General features: G+C 39.7%; 20 protein-coding genes. 13 read left to right on the top strand and 7 right to left on the bottom strand.

The window, feature by feature from the left end; translation table 11 throughout:
- Positions 1-162: 162 nt before the first annotated feature.
- Both VOI46_RS18480 and VOI46_RS18475 read left to right on the top strand, forming a co-directional pair.
- Complete coding sequence (locus VOI46_RS18480; protein ID WP_004586375.1) at positions 163-1,446, top strand: sodium:proton antiporter; 1,284 nt, start codon at positions 163-165, stop codon at positions 1,444-1,446.
- 133 nt (positions 1,447-1,579) lie between these two features.
- A complete protein-coding gene (locus VOI46_RS18475; RefSeq protein ID WP_324738353.1) occupies positions 1,580-3,517 on the top strand; it encodes a cytochrome c/FTR1 family iron permease in 1,938 nt (645 codons plus the stop codon).
- Positions 3,518-3,574: 57 nt separating this feature from the next.
- Here VOI46_RS18475 and VOI46_RS18470 read toward each other — a convergent pair whose 3' ends face one another.
- Positions 3,575-3,823: a hypothetical protein gene (locus tag VOI46_RS18470; protein WP_004586377.1), complete on the bottom strand. Its 249-nt coding sequence runs from the start codon at positions 3,821-3,823 to the stop codon at positions 3,575-3,577.
- 434 nt (positions 3,824-4,257) lie between these two features.
- Between VOI46_RS18470 and hisG the strand changes: the two genes are divergently transcribed.
- The 10 genes from hisG to VOI46_RS18420 all read left to right on the top strand — a co-directional run bounded on the left by hisG (position 4,258) and on the right by VOI46_RS18420 (position 12,178).
- Positions 4,258-5,157 (top strand): ATP phosphoribosyltransferase, encoded by a 900-nt coding sequence (gene hisG, locus VOI46_RS18465; protein WP_004586378.1) that lies wholly within the window; start codon positions 4,258-4,260, stop codon positions 5,155-5,157.
- 5 nt (positions 5,158-5,162) lie between these two features.
- Entirely contained in the window at positions 5,163-6,464 is a 1,302-nt protein-coding gene (hisD, locus tag VOI46_RS18460) for a histidinol dehydrogenase (RefSeq protein ID WP_004586379.1), read from the top strand.
- Positions 6,454-7,563 carry a histidinol-phosphate transaminase gene (hisC, locus tag VOI46_RS18455; protein ID WP_004586380.1) on the top strand — a complete coding sequence of 370 codons (1,110 nt, stop codon included), beginning with the start codon at positions 6,454-6,456 and terminating at the stop codon, positions 7,561-7,563. Before hisD ends, hisC begins: the two co-directional genes overlap by 11 nt.
- Positions 7,560-8,621, top strand: coding sequence for a bifunctional histidinol-phosphatase/imidazoleglycerol-phosphate dehydratase HisB (gene hisB, locus VOI46_RS18450; RefSeq protein WP_004586381.1), 1,062 nt, complete (start codon positions 7,560-7,562; stop codon positions 8,619-8,621). The genes hisC and hisB overlap by 4 nt, the downstream gene beginning before the upstream one ends.
- Entirely contained in the window at positions 8,618-9,208 is a 591-nt protein-coding gene (gene hisH, locus VOI46_RS18445; protein WP_004586382.1) for an imidazole glycerol phosphate synthase subunit HisH, read from the top strand. Before hisB ends, hisH begins: the two co-directional genes overlap by 4 nt.
- A 33-nt stretch (positions 9,209-9,241) precedes the next feature.
- Complete coding sequence (locus VOI46_RS18440) at positions 9,242-9,976, top strand: 1-(5-phosphoribosyl)-5-[(5-phosphoribosylamino)methylideneamino] imidazole-4-carboxamide isomerase (RefSeq protein ID WP_004586383.1); 735 nt, start codon at positions 9,242-9,244, stop codon at positions 9,974-9,976.
- On the top strand, positions 9,958-10,737 hold the full coding sequence (gene hisF, locus VOI46_RS18435) for an imidazole glycerol phosphate synthase subunit HisF (protein ID WP_004586384.1): 780 nt from the start codon (positions 9,958-9,960) through the stop codon (positions 10,735-10,737). The genes VOI46_RS18440 and hisF overlap by 19 nt, the downstream gene beginning before the upstream one ends.
- Positions 10,728-11,342, top strand: a complete 615-nt coding sequence (gene hisIE / locus VOI46_RS18430; protein ID WP_004586385.1) for a bifunctional phosphoribosyl-AMP cyclohydrolase/phosphoribosyl-ATP diphosphatase HisIE — start codon at positions 10,728-10,730, stop codon at positions 11,340-11,342. The genes hisF and hisIE overlap by 10 nt, the downstream gene beginning before the upstream one ends.
- A 108-nt stretch (positions 11,343-11,450) precedes the next feature.
- Positions 11,451-11,987 carry a hypothetical protein gene (locus VOI46_RS18425; protein WP_004586386.1) on the top strand — a complete coding sequence of 179 codons (537 nt, stop codon included), beginning with the start codon at positions 11,451-11,453 and terminating at the stop codon, positions 11,985-11,987.
- A 2-nt stretch (positions 11,988-11,989) separates the two neighbouring features.
- Complete coding sequence (locus VOI46_RS18420; RefSeq protein ID WP_002960277.1) at positions 11,990-12,178, top strand: DUF1289 domain-containing protein; 189 nt, start codon at positions 11,990-11,992, stop codon at positions 12,176-12,178.
- Between the two features lie 40 nt (positions 12,179-12,218).
- Here VOI46_RS18420 and VOI46_RS18415 read toward each other — a convergent pair whose 3' ends face one another.
- The gene (locus VOI46_RS18415; protein WP_004586387.1) at positions 12,219-12,764 is read right to left on the bottom strand and encodes a gluconokinase; all 546 of its coding nucleotides are present in this window, start codon (positions 12,762-12,764) and stop codon (positions 12,219-12,221) included.
- Between the two features lie 150 nt (positions 12,765-12,914).
- On the opposite strand from VOI46_RS18415, the gene gntU reads away from it, so the two are divergent.
- A complete protein-coding gene (gntU, locus tag VOI46_RS18410; protein WP_004586388.1) occupies positions 12,915-14,258 on the top strand; it encodes a gluconate transporter in 1,344 nt (447 codons plus the stop codon).
- 95 nt (positions 14,259-14,353) lie between these two features.
- Here gntU and gntR read toward each other — a convergent pair whose 3' ends face one another.
- From gntR to VOI46_RS18385, 5 genes are all read right to left on the bottom strand, one after another.
- Positions 14,354-15,364 (bottom strand): gluconate operon transcriptional repressor GntR, encoded by a 1,011-nt coding sequence (gene gntR, locus VOI46_RS18405; protein ID WP_004586389.1) that lies wholly within the window; start codon positions 15,362-15,364, stop codon positions 14,354-14,356.
- A gap of 194 nt (positions 15,365-15,558) precedes the next feature.
- Complete coding sequence (locus tag VOI46_RS18400; RefSeq protein WP_004586390.1) at positions 15,559-17,175, bottom strand: M56 family metallopeptidase; 1,617 nt, start codon at positions 17,173-17,175, stop codon at positions 15,559-15,561.
- Between the two features lie 11 nt (positions 17,176-17,186).
- On the bottom strand, positions 17,187-17,567 hold the full coding sequence (locus VOI46_RS18395; protein WP_004586391.1) for a BlaI/MecI/CopY family transcriptional regulator: 381 nt from the start codon (positions 17,565-17,567) through the stop codon (positions 17,187-17,189).
- Between the two features lie 257 nt (positions 17,568-17,824).
- Positions 17,825-19,096 carry an aminotransferase class I/II-fold pyridoxal phosphate-dependent enzyme gene (locus tag VOI46_RS18390; RefSeq protein WP_004586392.1) on the bottom strand — a complete coding sequence of 424 codons (1,272 nt, stop codon included), beginning with the start codon at positions 19,094-19,096 and terminating at the stop codon, positions 17,825-17,827.
- A gap of 314 nt (positions 19,097-19,410) precedes the next feature.
- On the bottom strand, positions 19,411-21,483 hold the full coding sequence (locus VOI46_RS18385) for a bifunctional diguanylate cyclase/phosphodiesterase (protein WP_004586393.1): 2,073 nt from the start codon (positions 21,481-21,483) through the stop codon (positions 19,411-19,413).
- Positions 21,484-21,606 lie beyond the last annotated feature (123 nt).

The following is a 21,606-nucleotide window of genomic DNA, read 5'->3' as shown; positions in this document are numbered from 1 at the left end:
GCAATAACACCAGTAAATTTGCATTAACTATATGTCTCCTAAAGACATAAAAAAAGTGCTAAAAGCCCCATAAATACTGTGACACAGCCTAGTCACAAGAGTAATATACGGCTCGTTTAATTCGCTCTTTTTTTTTCTCTAAAATAAATCTAAGGTTAGCCAATGAATGCTTGGTATCTCATTTGTTTTCTCTCTGCTATCGCAATTTTTATTGCTTATGCAAACCAGTATGTTCTTAAAATGCAAACAACGATTGCTATAACAACGGGCTCGGTTGTTATATCGTTGTTATTAATTATTTCAGTTAAGTTATTAGGCGATACAACTGCATTAGAAATGACGCAAATTGTAGCCAGTATTAATTTTAATGAATTGCTTTTAAAAGGCATGCTTGGATTTTTGTTATTTGCAGGTGCTTTAGAAATTAACCTGTTGGCACTGCGTAAACAACGATGGGAAATAACCGCTTTAGTTTTGTTCTCTACCGTAGTCTCTACTTTTTTAATTGGCTATTTAAGTTTTTATATTTTTGCCGCTCTTGGCTGGCCCGTCCCTTTTATTTATTGTTTACTTTTTGGCGCCTTAATAAGCCCAACCGATCCAATTGCTGTACTGGCAATTATTAAACAATTACGCGCCCCTGAAGGTATTTCGGTACAGGTAGAAGGCGAGTCTTTATTTAACGATGGTATTGGTTTGGTAATTTTTACTACGCTGTTTTCTGTTGCATTTTTTGGCACCGATGCCAACCCAGCCGACATTGCAGAGCTGTTTTTTGTTGATGCCATAGGCGGGATCGTGTTTGGCTTAGCAATGGCCCTTGTGGGTCACTTTTTAATTATTAACTGTAAAGATGTAAATATACGCCTATTAATAACCTTAACCATTCCAACTGCGGGTTTTGCCGCTGCCAATGTATGGGAAATATCAGGTGCGCTTGCCATGGTAACCAGTGGTATTATTTTAGGTAATATTACTCGCGCAAAAGCAACCGAGCGCACAGGGCCTGAAAACACGCGCTATATTAAAGACTTTTGGCACGCCACCGACAGCTTTTTAAACGCTTTGTTGTTTTTGATTATTGGTATGCTGATTGTCACTATGCCAGTAACAATGGGTGAAATTGGCTTAGGCCTTGTTATGATCCCTGCTATTTTATTAGCACGTTTTATTAGTGTTGGTGCACCATTTGTAATATTTAAGCGCTTTAAAAACTACGACAAACACAGCGTTAAAATTTTAACTTGGGGTGGTTTACGTGGCGGTTTAGCATTAGCTATGGCTGCAGCTATTCCTCGTGATCAAGTATTTATATCAGGCAGTGATCTGCATGATTTAATCGTTATTGTGACCTATGTTGTGGTTATATTTTCTATTATTGTGCAAGGTTTAACTATCTCTCCTCTCATTCAAAGTAGTATTAAATCTGCCGAGCAAAGTCACTAAGTTTTCTTTATTAAACCCGCAGTCTATTCACTGCGGGTTAGTTATTTATGGGGGATTATTTTTAGCACGGTTTTATTTATTTTAAGCGTAATAAAAATAGTTTTAATTTTAAATGTTTTTTATAGGGCTAATTATGTCCAGTAAGTATACAAGTGTTTTTTCGTTATTTTATGGCATTACACGTCGCCACGTTTTTCTCTTTCCTTTGTTCTTACTCACTTTTTTATGTTTTTCTGCTTTTGCCTCAACGCCTGCTGTGCAAGCTAAGATTAAACAAATATCACAACTTGCAGAGTACGTAGGGGTTGATTACGTTGGCGCGGTGCAAAAAGGCGAGGTAGTCAGTAAAGACGAATTTCAAGAAATGTCTGAGTTTGCAAATTTAATAAGCACGCTAGCCACACAGTTAAGCAGTGCTAATAATCAATACAGTCATATAAAAATACAAGCTGGCGCCTTACATAACGCCATTATAAATAAACAAAGCGTACAAAGTGTTCGTGCTGCCAGCTCAAAGCTTAGGGAGTCTTTGCTTGAATTTATGCCACAGCTTTCTTTGCCTTCATCTTTATTACCCCTAAAACAAACAAAGGCACTTTTTTCAGAAAACTGCTCTATGTGTCATGGCATAAATGGACAAGGTGATGGTCCACTTGCTAAAGGTTTAACACCACAGCCCACCAACTTTATGGATAAAGAGCGAGCCACAAATCGCACAATTATGGGATTATATGATGCTGTATCCAACGGCATAGACGATACGCCAATGGTTGCTTTTAGCCAATTTAATGAGCAACAACGTTGGTCACTCGCCTTTTATGTAGGCAGTTTAGCTTTTCAAGATATAACTAAGCCGCAACACATTAACCAGACAATCAGCACTTCAGACATCATTAATCTTAATCCTGCGCAGCTCTCACAAAATAAATCCCCTGCCCAAGTTCAATTTATTAAGTGGCTGCGCGGTAATCCAGAACACTTATTTAAAAACAAAGCTGAGCCACTTAGCGTTGCACGCTCGCAACTTATTGCTGCACAAAACGCACATGCTAATGATGAATATGAAAAAGCCAGCGAACTGGCTATCAGTGCCTATTTAGATGGCTTTGAGCTGATAGAAAATAACTTAAATGCATACGATGAAAGCTTGCGTAAAAGCATTGAAGTACAATTGATGAACTTACGTAACACATTCAAAAATGAAAAAAACACCGAGCTTGTCAGCGCACAAGTTAATGCTGTACTTGCACAATTAACAAAAGCAAACAACCTACTTAATGACACCACACTCAGTGATGGCGCCTTGCTATCAGCCAGTTTAGTTATTTTGCTACGCGAAGGCCTAGAGGCACTATTAGTTGTTATTGCGCTCATGACCGTACTTATAAAAACCAAACGCCAAGATGCGCTTAAATACGTTCATATTGGCTGGGTAATGGCCCTCATAGCAGGTGGCTTAACATGGGCAGCAGCGCAAACATTAATACAAATAAGTGGTGCCAGCCGCGAAGTAATGGAAGGGATAGGCGCCCTATTTGCAGCTATTATTTTGCTATATGTTGGGGTATGGATGCACAGTAAAACCAGTGCTCAGCAGTGGCAGGCATATATTCAGCAAAATATTAATACGCGATTAGAGTCTGGCACACTATGGGGGCTCGCGGGCCTCTCGTTTATAGCGGTATATCGTGAAGTGTTCGAAACGGTATTATTTTATCAGTCGTTATTAACGCAAAGCTCGCAAGCACAGTATTCATCGGTTGCGATGGGCTTTGCACTGGGTGTGGGTTTATTAGCGCTTATAGCATGGGTGTTAGTTAAATATTCGATTAAGTTACCTATTGCTAAGTTTTTTGCCTATACAACTTATTTATTATTTGCACTTGCCTTTGTATTAATGGGTAAAGCTGTCATTGCATTACAAGAGGCTGATTTAGTCGCGATTAGTGTAATGCCGATAAGCTTTGATATTACACTACTGGGTTTAAAATCTACGTGGCAAGGCTTTATAGCCCAACTTACCGTAGCTGTTATATTTAGCTTTTACATTATTAAAGCTAAAAAACGCTAGCAAACACACCCTTAATAGTAAAAAGTTGTACGTGGCTTTTACTATTAAGGGTTTAGATCATGCCCATGTATCTAAATGTTTATTCCCTTCGTCATCTACAGTAATCGCTTTTTCATTAGCTGCACTTGCACTTTTTTTGCCCTGCGCCTGCGCTAATCTTTTTTTGTTGAGCGTCTGCTTTTTTTCATTTTCAAGCTTAATTTTTTGCGCTTGTGGCATATTTTGCACACCTGCAATATGAAATGTACTTTTAGGCTCAAGCTCTAACCGTGAAATTTTCCCTAAAAAAGGGATCATTATATCCATACTCCCCTCCTAAACCTGTTTATTAAAAATTAGATAAATTGACCAACAAAGCCCAACTTGCCTACAATTTAAACATTAAAACAACTAAAAATACTGTTTAGCTCTCAATATTATCGGCAGTTATAAGATATGCTTTAATTTGGTAAAAAAAACTTGCCTTAGCTAGGCGGTTTATGTTTTTATGAATGCGAAATTTATTGAAACAGATTAAAGCTTAACGCTCACTAAATAGCGGTAAGCAAAATAGGATACAAAAATGCGCTTAAACCTGACAACAGTACATCATCACCACCATTCACCGGAATAACCTGTCAGGTCTTTCGCTGAGAGGTTATTCCTAAAAGGAACCTCTGGCGATTCAAAACACATTGATTCATTTTGCCCTGAGGTTCCCCCTCGGGGTTTTTAGTTTTTAAATTAAAGGAAAATGAATAATGAGTAACACAAATCGTCTACGTATCGCCATCCAAAAAGGCGGTCGCCTGTCTAAAGATTGTCAAGATTTACTAAAGCAACTAGGTGTTAAATTAAACCTACGTGAGCAACGCTTAATTGCACACTCAACCAATATGCCAATTGACGTACTTCGTGTGCGCGATGACGATATTCCGGGCTTAGTAATGGACGGTGTTTGTGATTTAGGTATTGTTGGCGAAAACGTACTAGTAGAAGTACAAGCCGAACGTGAACGCCAAGGTGTACCAAGCGAAGTTAGCAAACTAGCAAAACTAGACTTTGGTTACTGCCGCCTTGCACTTGCATGGCCACAAGAGCTTGGCCCACGTGATAAAAGCTGGTTTGAAGGCAAACGTATTGCAACAACCTACCCAGAAATTTTAACGCAGTGGTTAAAACGCGAAGGCATTAATGCAAGCACTGTAATGCTTACAGGCTCAGTAGAAGTAGCACCCCGTGCCGGTCTTTCAGATGCAATTTGTGATTTAGTTTCTACCGGTGCAACGCTTGAAGCGAACGGCTTGATTCAAGGTGATACAATTTTAGAATCAAACGCGTGTTTAATTCAAAATAAAGACCTGCAAGATGAAGACAAACTAGCACTAATCAATAAGCTTATGCCGCGCCTTCGTGGTGTTAAACAGGCTAAAGAAAGCAAATACATTATGCTACACGCGCCAAAAACTAAACTTGATGAAATTTGCGAAATTTTACCAGGCTCTGGCCAACCTACTCTACTTGCACTTGCTGGTAACGAAGAGTACGTAGCGCTTCACATGGTAAGCAGCGAAACATTATTTTGGGAAACAATGGAGCAGCTTAAAGCCCTAGGCGCTAACTCTATTTTAGTAATGCCAATTGAAAAAATGATGGAGTAAGTACCATGCTTCGTTGGAATGAGGAATCTTCACAAGTACAAGCAGCGGCGCTAATGCGCCCTGCGGTTTCTGCCAGCGCCAAGGTTGAAGCTATATGCCAAACAATTATGAGCGATGTTAAAGAGCAAGGTGATAAAGCCTTACTTGATATGGCTAAAAAGTTTGATAATAGAGCTAACCCTCGTTTACGTGTACCGCTTGATGATATAAACGCATCAGAGCAAGCACTAAGCGCAGAGCTTAAATACGCAATTGACACCGCTTATGCAAACGTTAAACGTTTTCACGAAGCGCAATTGCCTAAAGATATTAAGTTATCAACCCAACCTGGCGTTGAATGTGAACTGAAATATCAGGCCATCGAAGCTGTGGGTATTTATGTACCTGGTGGCAGTGCTCCACTGCCATCATCGGTTATTATGCAAGGTGTACTTGCACAATTAAGTGGTGCTAAAACCGTCGTACTTGCAACCCCTGTGCAAGGTGATGAAAGCATTAACCCTGCGATATTATATGCAGCTAAGTTATGTGGCATTACAACTTTAATTGAAAGTGGTGGCGCAGGTGCAATTGCCGCAATGGCCTACGGAACTGAATCAGTGCCTAAAGTGAACAAAATTTTTGGCCCAGGTAATAGCTTTGTAACGATGGCTAAACAGCTTGTTGCGCAAACAATTCCAGGTATGGCAATCGATATGCCAGCAGGCCCCTCTGAAGTACTAGTTATTGCAGATGAGCGTGCAAACCCAGAATTTATAGCGGCAGATTTACTCTCGCAAGCTGAGCACGGCGCAGACTCGCAAGTTATTTTATTGTGTAACAGCGAAAGTATCATTGAGCAAACGCAGCAGGCACTTACACGCCAACTTGCTAAGTTAAGCCGCAAAGATACAGCCGAGCAAGCTTTAGCTAATTCATCACTTATTTTAGTCGACTCTGTTGAGCAAGCATTTGACGTATCAGCGCAATATGGCCCTGAGCACTTAATTTTGCAATTAGCAGATTCAACACCTTACTTAGATAAAGTAAAAAATGCAGGCTCAGTATTTGTTGGCGACTACACGCCAGAATCAGCGGGCGATTACGCATCGGGTACTAACCACGTGTTACCTACCTACGGTTACAGTGCAACCTATTCAAGCTTAAACTTACTTGATTTTTTCCGCACTTACACAGTACAAACTATAAGTAAAAGTGGCCTAACACAGCTGTCAAAAGCTATTTTGCCACTAGCAGATGCAGAAGGCCTTGATGCACACGCAAATGCGGTTTCAATTCGTTTAGAGGCAATTAAAAATGAGCAATGAGAGCGCACAAGCGGCAAGCTTATTACCACAAAATATTGCAGCTCTTGCTGCCTATAGCTCTGCTAAAAGTGAAAAACTAACAGGGTCAACGTGGTTAAACGCCAACGAAAGCCCTTATGCTAAAAACCTTGAACTGAGTATTGAAGATTTAAATCGCTACCCAGATCCACAACCGCAACTGGTTATTGACCGCTACGCTGCTTATACAGAGCTTGAAAGCGAAAACGTATTAATGACGCGCGGCGCCGATGAAGGCATTGAGCTTTTAGTACGTACCTACTGCGAACCAGCTAAAGACAGCATTGCGTTATTTTTGCCAACCTACGGTATGTACAAAGTAACCGCTGATACGCACAACGTTGCAATCAATGGACTAACCCAAGCGCTATTACTTAATGGCAGTGTTGATGAAATAGTTGAGGCCGTGGGCAGCTCAAAACTGGTGTTTATTTGTAATCCAAATAACCCAACCGGTAGCATAACCCCCCTTGAAAAAGTAAAAGCACTGGCAACAGCGCTTGCCGATAAAGCTTTAGTTATTGTTGATGAAGCCTACATTGAGTTTTGCCCTGAGCAAAGTGCTACAGCGCTGATTAACGAATATAATAATGTAGTGGTCCTGCGCACTTTATCTAAAGCGTTTGCACTTGCAGGGTTAAGAACCGGTTTTACACTTGCACAAGAAAGTGTACTTGCACCTATTCGTAAAGTGATTGCGCCGTATCCGGTATCGGGTGTGGTAGCAAGTATTGCAGCACAAGCCATAGCGCCTGATGCAATTACATCAATGCGCCGCCAAGTGACTATTTTAAATAGTTTAAAAGCTAAACTTGTACAGTGGTTAAACGCATCCCCAGCTGCATTAAAAATTCTCACTGGTGAAGGTAACTTTGTTACCTTAAAATTAGCCGACAAAAACTACTTTAAAGTAGCACTTGAACAAGGTTTAGTGATGCGCGCGTTTACCCTATACGGTGAAGACGATTGGCTACGTATCTCCATTGGTAATGAGCAAGAACTTGAGCAAGTAAAAATTTGGTTAGATGGCCTTGATAAGCCAGCAACCTCACCTCTTTTATCAGGACAAGAAGTATCATGAGTAACCCCTATTTATTTATTGACCGTGACGGCACCATAATTGAAGAGCCAATCACCGACAAACAGGTAGACAGCCTAGAAAAATTAGCGTTTTTACCTGGTGTTATCCTGGCTTTATTACAATTACAAGCCGCAGGGTACCGCTTAGTAATGGTATCTAACCAAGATGGCTTAGGCACAGACAGCTTCCCGACTGCTGACTTTGATATAGCACAAGATAAAATGATGGACATACTGCAAAGCCAAGGCATTAGCTTTGACGAGGTATTAATTTGTCCACACTTTGACGAGCAAAACTGTGATTGCCGTAAACCTAAAACAGGCTTATTAACTGAGCTTATGCGCTCAGGCAAGGTTGATTTAGCTCGCTCATACGTGATTGGCGATCGCCAAACCGATATTGGCCTTGCTCAAAACTTATGTTGTGAAGGCATTTTGTATGATGGCAGCTGGCCTGCCATTGTTACAAAGCTTACAACTGCCAACCGTGAAGGCCGTGTTACGCGTAACACCAAAGAAACCCAAATTGATGTAGCCATAAACCTAGATCAAACTAAAAACGGTAGCATTGAAACAGGCCTTGGCTTTTTTGATCATATGCTTGACCAAATTCGCACCCACGCCAACATTGGTTTAAATATTAAAGCGAAAGGTGATTTACACATAGATGAGCACCACCTTGTTGAAGACATTGGTATTGCCCTAGGTCTTGCGCTTAAACAAGCGCTGGGTACTAAATCGCAAATAGCGCGCTATGGTTTTGCATTGCCAATGGATGAGTGTAAAGCAGAGGCACAAATCGATTTATCGGGCCGCGCTTCATTTGTATTAAACGCTAACTTTAGCCGTGAAAAAGCCGGCGATTTAGACGTACAAATGGTTGAGCACTTTTTCAAAAGCTTAAGCGATAATGCCGCTATTAGCCTTATTTTATCGGTAAGCGACGGTAACTGTCATCACCAAGTAGAAGGCTTATTTAAAGCGTTTTCACGTGCCCTTCGTATGGCAGTAGCACAAGACACGACCCAACAAACAGCCAGCTCTAAGGGATGTTTATGATTGCCATAATTAATACCGGGTGTGCCAATATAAATTCAGTTCGTTTTGCCTTTGAACGTTTAGGTCAAACGCCAACAGTCATTACCTCACCAGAGCAATTAGCGGGTTTTGAGCGTGCAATATTACCAGGCGTGGGACATGCATCTGTTGCCATGAAACGCCTTGTAGATAACGGCTGGCAACAAGCTATAAACGAATACCAGCGCCCACTTATGGGAATTTGCTTAGGTATGCAGTTACTGTGCGAAAGCACCGAAGAAGGTAACGTACAATGCTTAGGTAAAATACCAGGGCAAGTAAAAGCCCTTGATGTTGGCAATTTAACATCGCCGCATATGGGTTGGAATAACTTAAGCGTAAATAAAGAGCATGCACTTACTAAAGGGTTAACACAAGACGAGCAAGTGTACTTTGTACATAGCTTTGCGCACACCGTAAACGATGCAACACTTGTAAGCGGCGAATACGGCCAAACCTTTTCAGCCATTGTTGCAAAAGACAACTACGCTGGCATGCAATTTCACCCAGAGCGCAGTGCAAAAGTAGGCACACGTTTATTACAAAATTTTGTTGATTGGCAGTTATAAACGGCCCATTAACCAACAATAAAGAGATTATTTGTGATTATTCCAGCATTAGACGTATTACAAAATCAAATTGTTCGTTTATACCAAGGTAAGTACGACACCGCTCAGTTTTACCCTTTTGAGCTTGGCGCACGTTTAAAAGAATACGCCGACAGCGGCGCAGGTAAATTGCACCTTGTAGATTTAGAAGGCGCACGCGATCCAAGTAAAAAACAGTGGCAACATATTCAAGCTGCAACGAAAGCGCTTAACGTACCGTATCAAGTGGGCGGCGGTATTCGCTCAGAGCAAGATGTAAGCGATTGGCTAAAAGCCGGTGCTAACCAAGTTGTTATTGGTTCTATGGCGGTAGAAAAACGCGAGCAAGTAAAAGCCTGGATTGAGCAATTTGGCGCAGAGCACTTTGTTATTGCCCTTGATGTAAATAAAACAGCCACGGGCTGGGCTCCTGCAACCCATGGTTGGTTAAGTGAATCTGAGTTTGGTTTACTTGAGCTTGTAGATTTTTATGTAAGCTTGGGCGTTATTGACTTTTTATGTACGGACATCAGTAAAGATGGCACCATGACGGGCCCATCGTTTGAGCTATATGAAGATTTAACTCGCCATAACAGCAGCATAAAAGTACAAGCTTCGGGTGGCGTAAGCTCACTTGATGACATTAAAAAGCTTAAAGAGCTGGGCGTAGGTGGCGTTATTTTAGGTAAATCACTACTTGATGGCGCATTTAGTGTTGAGGAGGCGTTGGCATGTTATCAAAACGCATAATCCCGTGTTTAGACGTTAAAGACGGCCAAGTAGTTAAAGGCGTAAAGTTTAAAGGCCATGAAATAGTTGGCGATATTTTAACAATGGCTAAAGCCTACAGCGAAGCTGGCGCCGATGAACTGGTTTTTTACGAAATCAGTGCAAGCGTTGAAAAACGCCTACTTGATGTAAACTGGGTAGAGAGCATTGCACGTAATATCGATATTCCATTTTGTGTAGCGGGCGGTATTAAATCAGTGGCTGATGCAGCGCGGGTACTTGAGCGCGGCGCAGACAAAATAAGCATTAACAGCCCTGCTATTGCGCGTCCTGAACTTATTAAAGAATTACACGATGAGTTTGGTAAGCAATGTGTTGTAGTCGGCATTGACAGCTTTTTTGATGAAATTACCGGCGAGTATTTAGTTTACCAATTAACCGGCGATCCTAATGCATCAAGCCGTACGCGCTATAAAACACAAGAATGGGTTAAACGCGTACAAGACCTAGGCGCAGGCGAAATTGTATTAAACTGTATGAACCAAGATGGCGTTCGTAACGGTTACGACAACGAGCAACTAAGTAAAATTCGCGATCTGTGTGACATTCCTTTAATCGCCTCTGGCGGTGCGGGTAGTATGCAAGATTTTGTTGATGTATTTAAACAAAGCAAAGTAGATGGTGCATTAGCTGCCAGCGTTTTTCATAAAAATGTGATTAACATTGGCGAACTAAAACAATTTTTAACAGATAACCAAGTGGCAGCAAGATTATGCAAGTAACACAACAAAACCAAGCTCAGGTCGATTTCGCTAAAAGTGACATGATCCCTGCGATTATTCAAGATGCTCGCTCTGGTGTTATTTTAATGCAAGGCTTTATGAACAGCGAAGCACTCGCTGTTACGCTTGATACCAATAAGGTAACGTTTTACTCGCGTTCAAAATCGCGTTTATGGACTAAAGGCGAGTCATCAGAAAACTACTTAAACGTAGTATCTGTGCATACAGATTGTGACTACGATTCAATTTTAGTACTGGCAAGCCCTGAGGGCCCAACGTGTCACTTAGGCACACAAAGCTGTTTTGGTGATGAAGCAAAACCAAGTTTAAGCTTTTTAGCACAGTTAGAAGATGTGATTGTTGCGCGTAAAAATGATGACCCTGAAAAAAGCTACACAGCGTCATTATTTGCAAAAGACTTAAGCCGTAGTTGTCAAAAAGTAGGTGAAGAAGGCGTAGAAGTTGCCCTTGCCGCTATGAAACACGATAACGATGAGCTAACAAACGAATCTGCTGATTTAATTTATCACCTTACAGTATTGATACAACGCCAAGGCTTAGCCCTTGAAGATGTAGTTAAATGCTTGCAAGGTCGCCATAAATAGCATTAGTTGTAACTAACAAAGAGGCTCATATTTATATGGGCCTTTTTATTTTTACAGTAAATCACGTGTGATATAGTGCGTGGCTAAATTAATCGGTTACTGTGAACTATGAAAAACTATATTATTCCTTCTATTGTCGCGTTTATTTTAGCAGGCTGTACCAGCAAAACTGATCAGACTACAACTACAACAACCACTACTACAACGAATCAGTCTGTAAAAACCACAGTAACACCCGATGAATGCAGCACCATAAATAACCTAATAAATGGTTATGAGACTGGTTTTAATACAATCAAAACAGATAAAGTAAATAACCAGTTTACTAATCAATGGCGTACTAATACTCATATAATTGAAGCAAAGTGTACAGTTACTTTAAATAAGTCAGAGCAAGCAAGCTACCAATGCCAAACACCTGTTAAAACACAAACGCAAACAATAAAGTCTCATCAAAAACTGGCTAAGCAATTGCGCCAATGCTTAACCAAAACAGGTTGGTTGGAAAGCCAAAAAGAAACAGCAAGTTCAATTTACAGCACCTTTGTACTTGATACTAAAACCCCTGTCATTACACTTGCTACCAATCAAGAAGGTAATGGGTTTTCTACTCGCTTTGAAATTGCTCCACCGTTAGGACTTTAATAATGCGCCAATTAAATCAAAACAAAAAACCATCTAAATTTAAAACTGATTGCCTAGGAATATGCGAAAGGCGCAGCGGTTACTGCACCGGGTGTGGGCGTACCAACGAAGAAATTTTTGATTGGATAATATTATCTGAAGATGAAAAAAAAGCGATTTTAGAAACACCACGAGCAGACGCTAACTCATAACAAATAAAGCCCCTAAATGTTAAAAGTAACAGTTAACTGATTAACTAAAAACTTTTTGCTTGTTGCTATTCATTTTAGTTGCGCTAATACAGCTTTCGACTACTTGCTCAAATGAGTTCTTAATATCTATATTTATAACATTGGGCTCATCTTCTTTTGGAACTTCTAGCGCTTCAAATTGGCTTTTGAGTAAATCAACAGGCATAAAATGCCCTTTTCTGTCCTGCATACGGCTTTTAACCAGCTCAAAATCACCATAAAGATGTAAAAAGGTAATTCCTGTATTTCCATCACATATTTGTTTTCGGTATTTCTTTTTTAATGCTGAGCAGACTATTACCGCGACTTCATTTTTCTTTTCAATGCTAAATGCAGCATCACGTATTCTTTCGAGCCAAGGCACACGATCAGCATCATTTAAAGGCTGCCCAGATGACATTTTTAATATATTAGCCTTGGGATGTAAGTCGTCTCCGTCGATAAATTTAGCGCCAATGCGCTTTGCTAATGCATCACCCACACTTGACTTTCCTGTGCTTGAAACCCCCATTACAATATAAATACGACCTACATTTGTGTTACTCATGTATTTATCCTCGCTTTAATTTAATGATTAATTATTTTCGATGTATATATTATATTGAGTTACGGGTAACATGTTACGCGTAACAAATGCGAAAGTGAAGTTAAACACACACTAAACATCATAATTCACACTGAATATAAGTAGGAAAAAATGTCAGATTTATCATTAATACTAACAGCGGTAGGCTCCATATTTTTATTGCTTTTTTTAGTAATGAAAGTACGACTACATGCTGTCGTCTCTTTGATCCTTGTTTCTATGATTGCAGGATTATTCTCAGGAATGAGCCCTGAAATAATTGCCGCTACAATTCAAAAAGGAATGGCCGGAACACTAGGCTTTGTAGCGGTGGTGGTCGCTTTAGGCGCCATGTTTGGCAAAGTAATGGAAGAAACCGGCGCGCTGGATCGCATTGCCCACACACTTTTACACCGTTTTGGAGAAAAAAACGCTAATTGGGCGCTTACCTTTACGGGCTTTATTTGTGCCCTCCCCCTCTTTTTTGATGTAGCCGTTGTACTTTTAATCGGTATTGTTTTTGCTGTGGTACGAAAAGGCGGTGGCAGCGTTGTTAAAATTGGTATTGGGCTACTTGCTGGGATAGCGTCTTGTCAGGCGTTTCTTATTCCTGCGCCAGGGCCGATTTTGGTTGCGTCTCAATTAGGCGCTGACTATGGTTATATGATTTTATTTGGCCTTATTGCTGCCATACCGGCAATGATTATAGGAGGTCCAATTTGGGGCTCTATTATTTCTAAATCTATTCATGTAGAACTCCCACAGCACGAACAAATTGACGATAACCAAAGAGTTGGTAAAGGGACGCCTAGTTTTGGATTAGCATTAGGTTTGATTGCTTTGCCGTTAATTATGATTAGTTTAAATACTATTGGTAGCCGCTTTGTTGAAAAAGACTCTGATTTATATAATTGGTTAGCCTTTATAGGTCATCCATTTACAGCAATTTTAGTTGCCTGCCTAATGGCATTTTATTTGCTCGGCGCAAGGCGCGGTGTCCCGAATGCTAGAATCATGGAAATTTGTGGTAGTGCCTTACAACCTGCGGGAATTATTATTCTTGTCACTGGTGCTGGTGGGGTATTTAAACAAGTATTAGTTGATTCAGGAGTAGGTACTGCATTAGGTAATTACTTAGCTGGCTCAGGATTACCAATTGTAATACTCGCTTTTGTATTATCAGCCGCTGTGCGGGTTATTCAAGGCTCTGCGACAGTAGCTATGCTTACAGCGTGCGGCTTAATTATTCCAATGCTTCAGCCTTTAGGCCTTGATGGAGCGCAGCTTGCCGCTGTCACCATCGCTATTGGTGGGGGCTCTATTGTGCTCTCCCATGTAAACGACTCAGGATTTTGGTTAGCGAGTCGCTATCTCGGTTTGAGCGAAATGCAAACTCTTAAAACATGGACAGTAATGGAAACCATTATTGGTACTGTTGGCGCACTTGTCGCTATGATTATTTCTCTGTTTTTGTAAAATTACAGTATGTATAGTTATCATCACACATATAAAAATTATCTGAGCCTTTTGTTATTCAGGCTCAGGTAATTAGGCTCATATAATTAGAGTATTTAAACACTTTCACCTAGATGAACTATATAACCAGTATCAATTACTTGCTTATAATTAATGCTAGCATCCAAATCTGAATTTATCCGACTCAACAACTCTCTTCCCGCAACATTACCTATCTGATAACGAGGGGTGATCACACTTGCTAATTGAGGCACCATTGCTTGGCCAATATCATGGCCATGAAAACCCACAACCCCCATTTGGCTAGGCACTAAAATGTTGTTTCGCTGGCATTCAAAAATAGCCCCAATTGCTAAATCATCATTAGTACAAAACAAACAGTCAGTATTTGGGTAGTCAGTACGCGCTTTTTGTAAAAGTTCAGCACCTAAACTATAAGATGAAGCTTGATCAGTCATCACACTTTTAGGCGTAAAACCTTTAGCTAACATAGCATCTGAATAACCTTGAAATTTTAGGCGTGTTCGTACATCGAGCCTTGCACCTATATAAACAATATTGCGATAGCCTTTATTTAAAAGTGCCGTCGTCATATCAAAAGCGGCTTTAACGTTATCAAAACCAATCGCTTGCTGCATAGGAGGGTGATGAGTATCCATTATTTCAATCGCAGGTACGCCTGACGTTTTAATCATTTTTAGCGTTCTGTCTGTGTGTGTGGTTTCTGATAAAATTAAACCATCAACGTGGTACGACAATAGATACTCAACCCGTTTTTCTTCAATTTCAGGGTTGTAACCATAATGAGCTAACATTGTTTGGTATCCTGCAGGCCCTGTTACATCTTCAATTCCTTTTATAACTTGAGCAAATACGTGGTTCGTTAACGATGGGACTAGTACACCAATAGAGTAGCTTTTAGCATTAGAGAGTAAATCAGGGGCTTTATTTGCAATGTAACCTAGCGTATCAATAGCTGCACTAATTTTAGTGCGAGTAGACTCTGATACTTTTTCGGGATTACGTAAATAACGACTCACCGTCATTTTGGTTACACCAACCGCATCGGCAATATCTTGAAGAGAAGAACGCTTGTTTTTTTTCATCACACACAATTAAATAAAATGTTACTTGTAACATACCAACTATTGTGAAAAATCACTACTTTTAGCCATTTTTATTTAGGTTATCGCTAAGCGATTACCCAAGAGATTTAAATAATCTAGACCTATTTTCTGTATTTGTACCAATAACATTAAACAGAGGCTCAGATACTCCGAGCCTCATCGTAATTGAAAACTTATAGCAATCTCAACAATTGCGAACCAGGTAGGCCGCTTTGTGGTAATAACGCGGGGGTAACTGCAAATGCTTCTGGGATTTTACTTTTGATTTCATCCATCTTTTTACGGTTATTTTGTTTATCATAAACATAATATTTAAGGATATTTCCGTATACATCGTCTTTTGCATCAACCTTCTCTAGGGTTTTTAACGCTTTATCGTAATCATCAAGGTAAATGTATGCCAGTGCTAAGTTATCAGCAGAGCCAACATGTAGTTTCCCTTCAAGCTGTTTTGATAAATCTTCAAGCTCTGCAACAGCAAGCTCATAACGCCCTAGTTGTATATACGCGGTTGCTAGTGAATTTTTTAAAAAGTAAGGCGGGTTACTACCAGCCTCATACCATTTTTCGTAAGCACTCAGTATATCTTCATATTGCTCAAGTTTAGAGTAAACGTGATCTAGCAGCCTAAAGCTTTGTAGTTTAATTTCAGCTTCTTCAAAACCAGCAAGTTTATCTCTATTTAAGTGCCATTGTTGTATGCCTTGCGCAGCTTGGTTTAACAGTTCAGGGGTATCACTTTTTGCCCCAGCAGCACTTTTTAGAAGCTGTGCAAGTTGTTGTTTATATTCTTCACTTTTAACAGGAGCCTGAGACGTATTATTACTTGGCCGCTTGTTATCTGAACTACCATCTACAATTTGCGCTGCAGCTAAAGCACTAAAAGACATTGCCGCCGCAACCATAACCAAATATTTACTTTTCATTGTTTTTTCCTTGTTTAACATTTTGATCCTCTGAATATTAAAACTCTTAGAATGAGCAATATTCAAAAGTGGGGGGGTAAAAAAGTTAGGCGAGCTTTTAGCACTTTGCTCTTGTAGCAATAAACTGGCTAAATCCAATTGGTATTTACCTTTTAGCTTTTGCATACACAACTCATCACAGCTAAGTTCGAGTTGCTCTTTTGCTAAACCAGTTAACTTTAAGCAAATAGGATTCCACCAAAAAACGCTTTCTATAAAACAAATAAGCCACGTCCAATAAATATCACCTTGTTGTAAATGAGTTACCTCGTGTTGAATGACTGAATCTAATTCTTCACGATTTACCATCGTCGACTCTAGCCAAATAACAGGCTTTATTAACCCGGTAGCAAAAGCAGGCTCTGTATGGGTTGTTAGTCTAATTGAATACTGATTGTTAATGTGTTTAAGTTCAGGACTTGGCTTTGAGTTAATGTATAAGTTTTTTATAAGCTTTACATAAAGGCTCATGCGTAATGAAAACAATCCAAAACCAGCTAAAACTAAAACCATAAAAACATTACTAAGTGATGGCAATAAGTCCCATATACTCATATCGCTTTGTAATTCGTCCTTAGTTGCTACTTGTTCAGCATTTGGTATTAATGCTTTAACATTGGGAATCAATTGCGCCACGTTGAATGTGTAACGATTTGCCCCTTCAAATAAGGATAACTGGGAAAAATATTGCCAAGGGACAAACCAACATACCAAGGCAGTCATTAAAATGTAAAAGTTTAATCGTGCTGGGGCATTTTTTAGCCCTTTTACTGTAAGCAAAATACATAAGCTAATAAGTGTGCAAGTTAGTAAATAATCCGTCATTACCCTCTCCTTTAATCTAACTTCTTATTTTTTAAAAGCGTTTGTAAATATTCTATATCTTCATCATTTAGCTTTTCTTCTTTAATAAAGTGGGCAATTAAACTACGAGAATTACCTTTAAAAAATCGTTGCATAAAACTAGGCATAGCTTGCCCCGATAATGTGTCTTGAGTCACGATTGTTCTAAAAACAATAGCTCGACCTTCATGTCCACAGCGCTCAATCGCCCCTTTGTGTTCTAACCTATCTACGATAGTTTTAACTGTTGTATAGGCTACTTTTTTATCTTTTTGCTTATCAGCTAAAAGCACTTTATGTAGTTGACTCGCGGTACAGGGTTCTTCCTGCCAGAGCAGCTGCATAATATCCATTTCAAAATCACTAAGTTTCATTGTCGCTCCTATTACTACACTTGTAGTGGTACTATTACAAATGTAGTAGTAACTAATCTTAGTGTCAATACAAAATTGACATGTGAATGAAAAACAAACGATAGAAATTTAAAAGTCTTAGGGAGGTTTTATAAAAAAGGTATATAAAATAAGGGTGTATACTTGTTAATTGGTTTTAGAAAAACATAAAAAACGATAGTTTATTTTCAACTAACGCTTTTTATGCTTTAAAGTTTTTATGAAAGGTAGTGAGGTAACTATGCTTTATCGAGCGCTTGGCTTACATCGGCAATTATGTCAGCAATGTTTTCAATACCGACTGACAAGCGGATTAAATCGCGACTTACACCCGCATTAGCAAGCTCTTCATCATTTAATTGGCGGTGTGTAGTTGACGCAGGATGGCACGCAAGCGACTTGGCATCGCCAATATTAACTAAGCGTAAAATCATGTTTAGCGCATCAATAAAACGAGTACCCGCTTCTAGGCCACCAGCAATACCAAAGCTTAAAATACCCGATGCTTTACCACTGGTATTTTTTTGGCTCATTTCGTTATACGGGCTTGATTTAAGCCCTGCGTAATTAACCCAAAGCACTTTAGGGTGATTTTCTAAGTATTCAGCTAGCTGCTGTGCATTCTCGCAGTGGCGATCCATTCTTAAGCCTAAGGTTTCAAGGCCAATTAAAATGTCAGATGCGTTTTTAGGCGCAAGCGCTGCGCCAGTATTTCTAAGTGGCACTACTCTACAACGTCCAATAAATGCAGCTTCAGCAAAAGCTTCGGTATAAACCACATTGTGATACGACGGATCGGGCTCGTTCATCATTGCAAAGCGCGTGGCATTCGCTTTCCAATCAAATTTACCTGAGTCGACAATCATGCCGCCAATAGCAGTACCGTGCCCGTTTATATACTTTGTCAGTGAATGAACCACTATATCTGCACCTAACTCAAATGGGCGGCATAAATACGGTGTAGCTACAGTATTATCAACAATAAGTGGCACCCCTTTACTATGAGCAATGTTAGCTAAACGCTCAATATCGACAATATTACCTGCGGGGTTACCAATGGACTCACAAAATACTGCGCGGGTATTATCATCAATCGCGTCTTCAAAGGCGCTAAAATCATCAGCTTTAATCATGCGTGCTTCAATACCTTGGCGCGGTAACGTATGAGCAAATAAGTTATATGTACCGCCATATACTTGGCTGGTGCTCACAATATTAGTGCCTACTTCACACAAGCATTGAATAGCATAGGTAATAGCTGCCATACCCGAGGCTACCGCTAGCGCGCCAATGCCCCCTTCCATTGCAGCAATACGCTGTTCAAGCACCGCATTGGTTGGGTTCATAATACGAGTATAAATATTGCCTGGTACTTTTAAGTCGAATAAATCAGCGCCGTGTTGCGTGTTATCAAACGTGTAAGATGAGGTATTATAAATAGGCACTGCTGCTGATTTAGTGGTTTCTTCAGTCTCGTAACCATGGTGCAGTGCTAATGACTCTAATTTCATAATTATTTCCTTCAATATTGTGATGATTAAACCTAGCATTATTAGCTTATAAAATGCACATGAATTAAATTAGTGAATTATGAGTGTCAGGGGTATTAAAGTTTGCGGCATGAGTTTTGCTCAATCTAGAGGGTGTTTTATTTCACTGCATAGGTTTTGTTTTATCAAAATACCAAAGCAGAAGCAGTAAAGCCTATCATATTAATGTGTAGCGTTATTTGGCTAAAGGGTTTAAATACTAAATGCGGTGGGCGGCTCAATATACGCTATTTAAAGCTCAATGGGTTTTAGGTTAACACTTATAATAAATGTACTTATAACGCTTTAAAATCAAGTAACTGTAACGCAGGCAGCGGTTTACTAAAGTAGTAACCTTGAATCAGATCGCAATTTAGTTCGGCTAGTAATTTTTGTTGTGCTGATGTTTCTACGCCTTCAGCTACCACACTTAAGCCTAAGCTATGCGACATTGCAATTGTGGCTTTAACTAAGCTGTAGTCTTCTTGGTTTTCGGTAATACCACAAATAAAGCTGCGATCTATTTTTAATACCTCAAACGGATATTGCCTTAAATAGCTAAGCGATGAGTAGCCTGTGCCAAAGTCATCCATGGATAGTTTAATACCGAGCTTATTAAGTGCATACAATGACTCTGTTATATTGGTTTGTACGCTCATTAACACGCCTTCGGTTATTTCAAGCTCGACATTTTTAGCACTTACTCCGGTTTTTTCTAACGTGCTTGCTATAAAACTTAGCAGCTCTGAATCTCTAAATTGGCTTGGTGATAAATTAATTGCCATGCTGTAGTTTTGTTGAGTGCTTGCCTGCCACTGCGTTAAAAATGCTAATGCCTGCTCAATAACAAACTTTCCAATAGGAATAATTAAACCTGTTTGCTCTGCTAACGGAATAAATTCATCGGGCATAACCTTACCAAGCACACTATTGTTCCAGCGTAATAGCGCCTCTGCCTCAATTATTTTAAGTGTTTTAGCATCGCATTTAGGTTGGAAATACAATTCAAATTCGTTTTTTTCAAGAGCAACATGCATTTGCTCTTCAATTGCTAACCGCCTTTTTATGGCGGTATTCATTTCGCTGGTAAAGCAGGCGTAGGTGTTTCTGCCAAGCGCTTTTGCTTGGTACATTGCTGTGTCTGCATGGCGTAATAAATCAGAGGCTGTTACCCCATTATCAGGGTACAAAGCCACGCCAATACTTAACGTTAATAACAATTCGCGACCATCTATTTCAAAGGGAGTTCTAAAGCTTTTAAGTAAGCGTGTAACAATCGCTTCTAACTGTTTTTTACTGCGAAGCTCTGATTGTAGAATAATAAATTCATCGCCCACTAACCTGCCTACGGTCGCGTTTTCATTAACTATTTGGCTCAGTTTATTAGCGGCGCTGATAAGTAATGAGTCGCCAATTTCATGCCCGAGTGTGTCGTTTACTTTTTTAAAGTCATCTAAGTCGATAAAAATAACAGCGGCTAAAGTGTTTCGTTCGCTCGCAGTGTTAATTAGCTGAGTAAGTCGTTTTAAAGAATAAAAACGATTAGGAAGTAGCGTTAAGCTATCGTAATAGGCTTGTTTACGTATAAGTTTGTTTGACTCATGCTGCTCTGTTATGTCGCGAATTATCACCATTACTTGGTCTGAATGATGTAAATAACTCACTCGCGCTTCGAAATACAAAACGCCTTTGGGTACTAAAAGTTCGTATTCAAAGCATACATTACCTTTGTGAATTAACAGCTCTTTAATATTGTCTTTAAACATTTTGGCTACAGTATAGGGCAATACGCTAAACATCGATTTATTTAAAAATTGCTCAGGCTGTAAATGTAAGTTGCTCAAATCATTTGCGTGGTAATCAACTATGGTGCCATCCGGTTTGAGTAAAAAGTACAAATCAGGAATGGCTTCAAATACTTTTTCGAGCATCTGCTGTTTATCCATAGCTTGCGCTTGTGCTTGTTTTACATCGCTCAAGTCTATGTCGATGCAGTACATCTGTTTTACCCCATGCTGATTTGTAAACATAACATGGCTTGAAAACACAGTAACATTGCTGCCATTTTGATGCTGTAATGTAAGCTCAGCCGCGGGTATTTCGATATCGTTTATGAGCCACTCACGATGAGCATCTATAACCGCATCTTGCATTGGGGGCGGAATAATTAAATCTTCTAGTTTTTTTCCGGTTGCGTATTCCTTTGTATAGCCATAAAGCAGTTCACTGCCTTTATTCCAATAAATAACGCGGCGCTGCTCATCGTATCCTTGCACAGAAATACTGTGTATCGCATCAAATAACTGATGCAGCGGATCGTTAAGCACAAATTGATGTGAGAGGATTTGAGTGGTTTTTAATGACTTCATTTATACGCAACCTAGAGTCGTTATTAACACAATAATAGGACGTACTCTTAAAATTAGCACTTTTAGGTTGGTTTTTAAGTGATATACCTTTGCATAAGATATAAAAAAAGGAGCCAAAGCTCC

It is taken from the genome of Pseudoalteromonas sp. CuT4-3, from assembly GCF_035666335.1.
In the GTDB taxonomy this organism is placed as follows: domain Bacteria; phylum Pseudomonadota; class Gammaproteobacteria; order Enterobacterales; family Alteromonadaceae; genus Pseudoalteromonas; species Pseudoalteromonas atlantica.
This window is presented reverse-complemented; position numbering and strand designations above follow the sequence as displayed.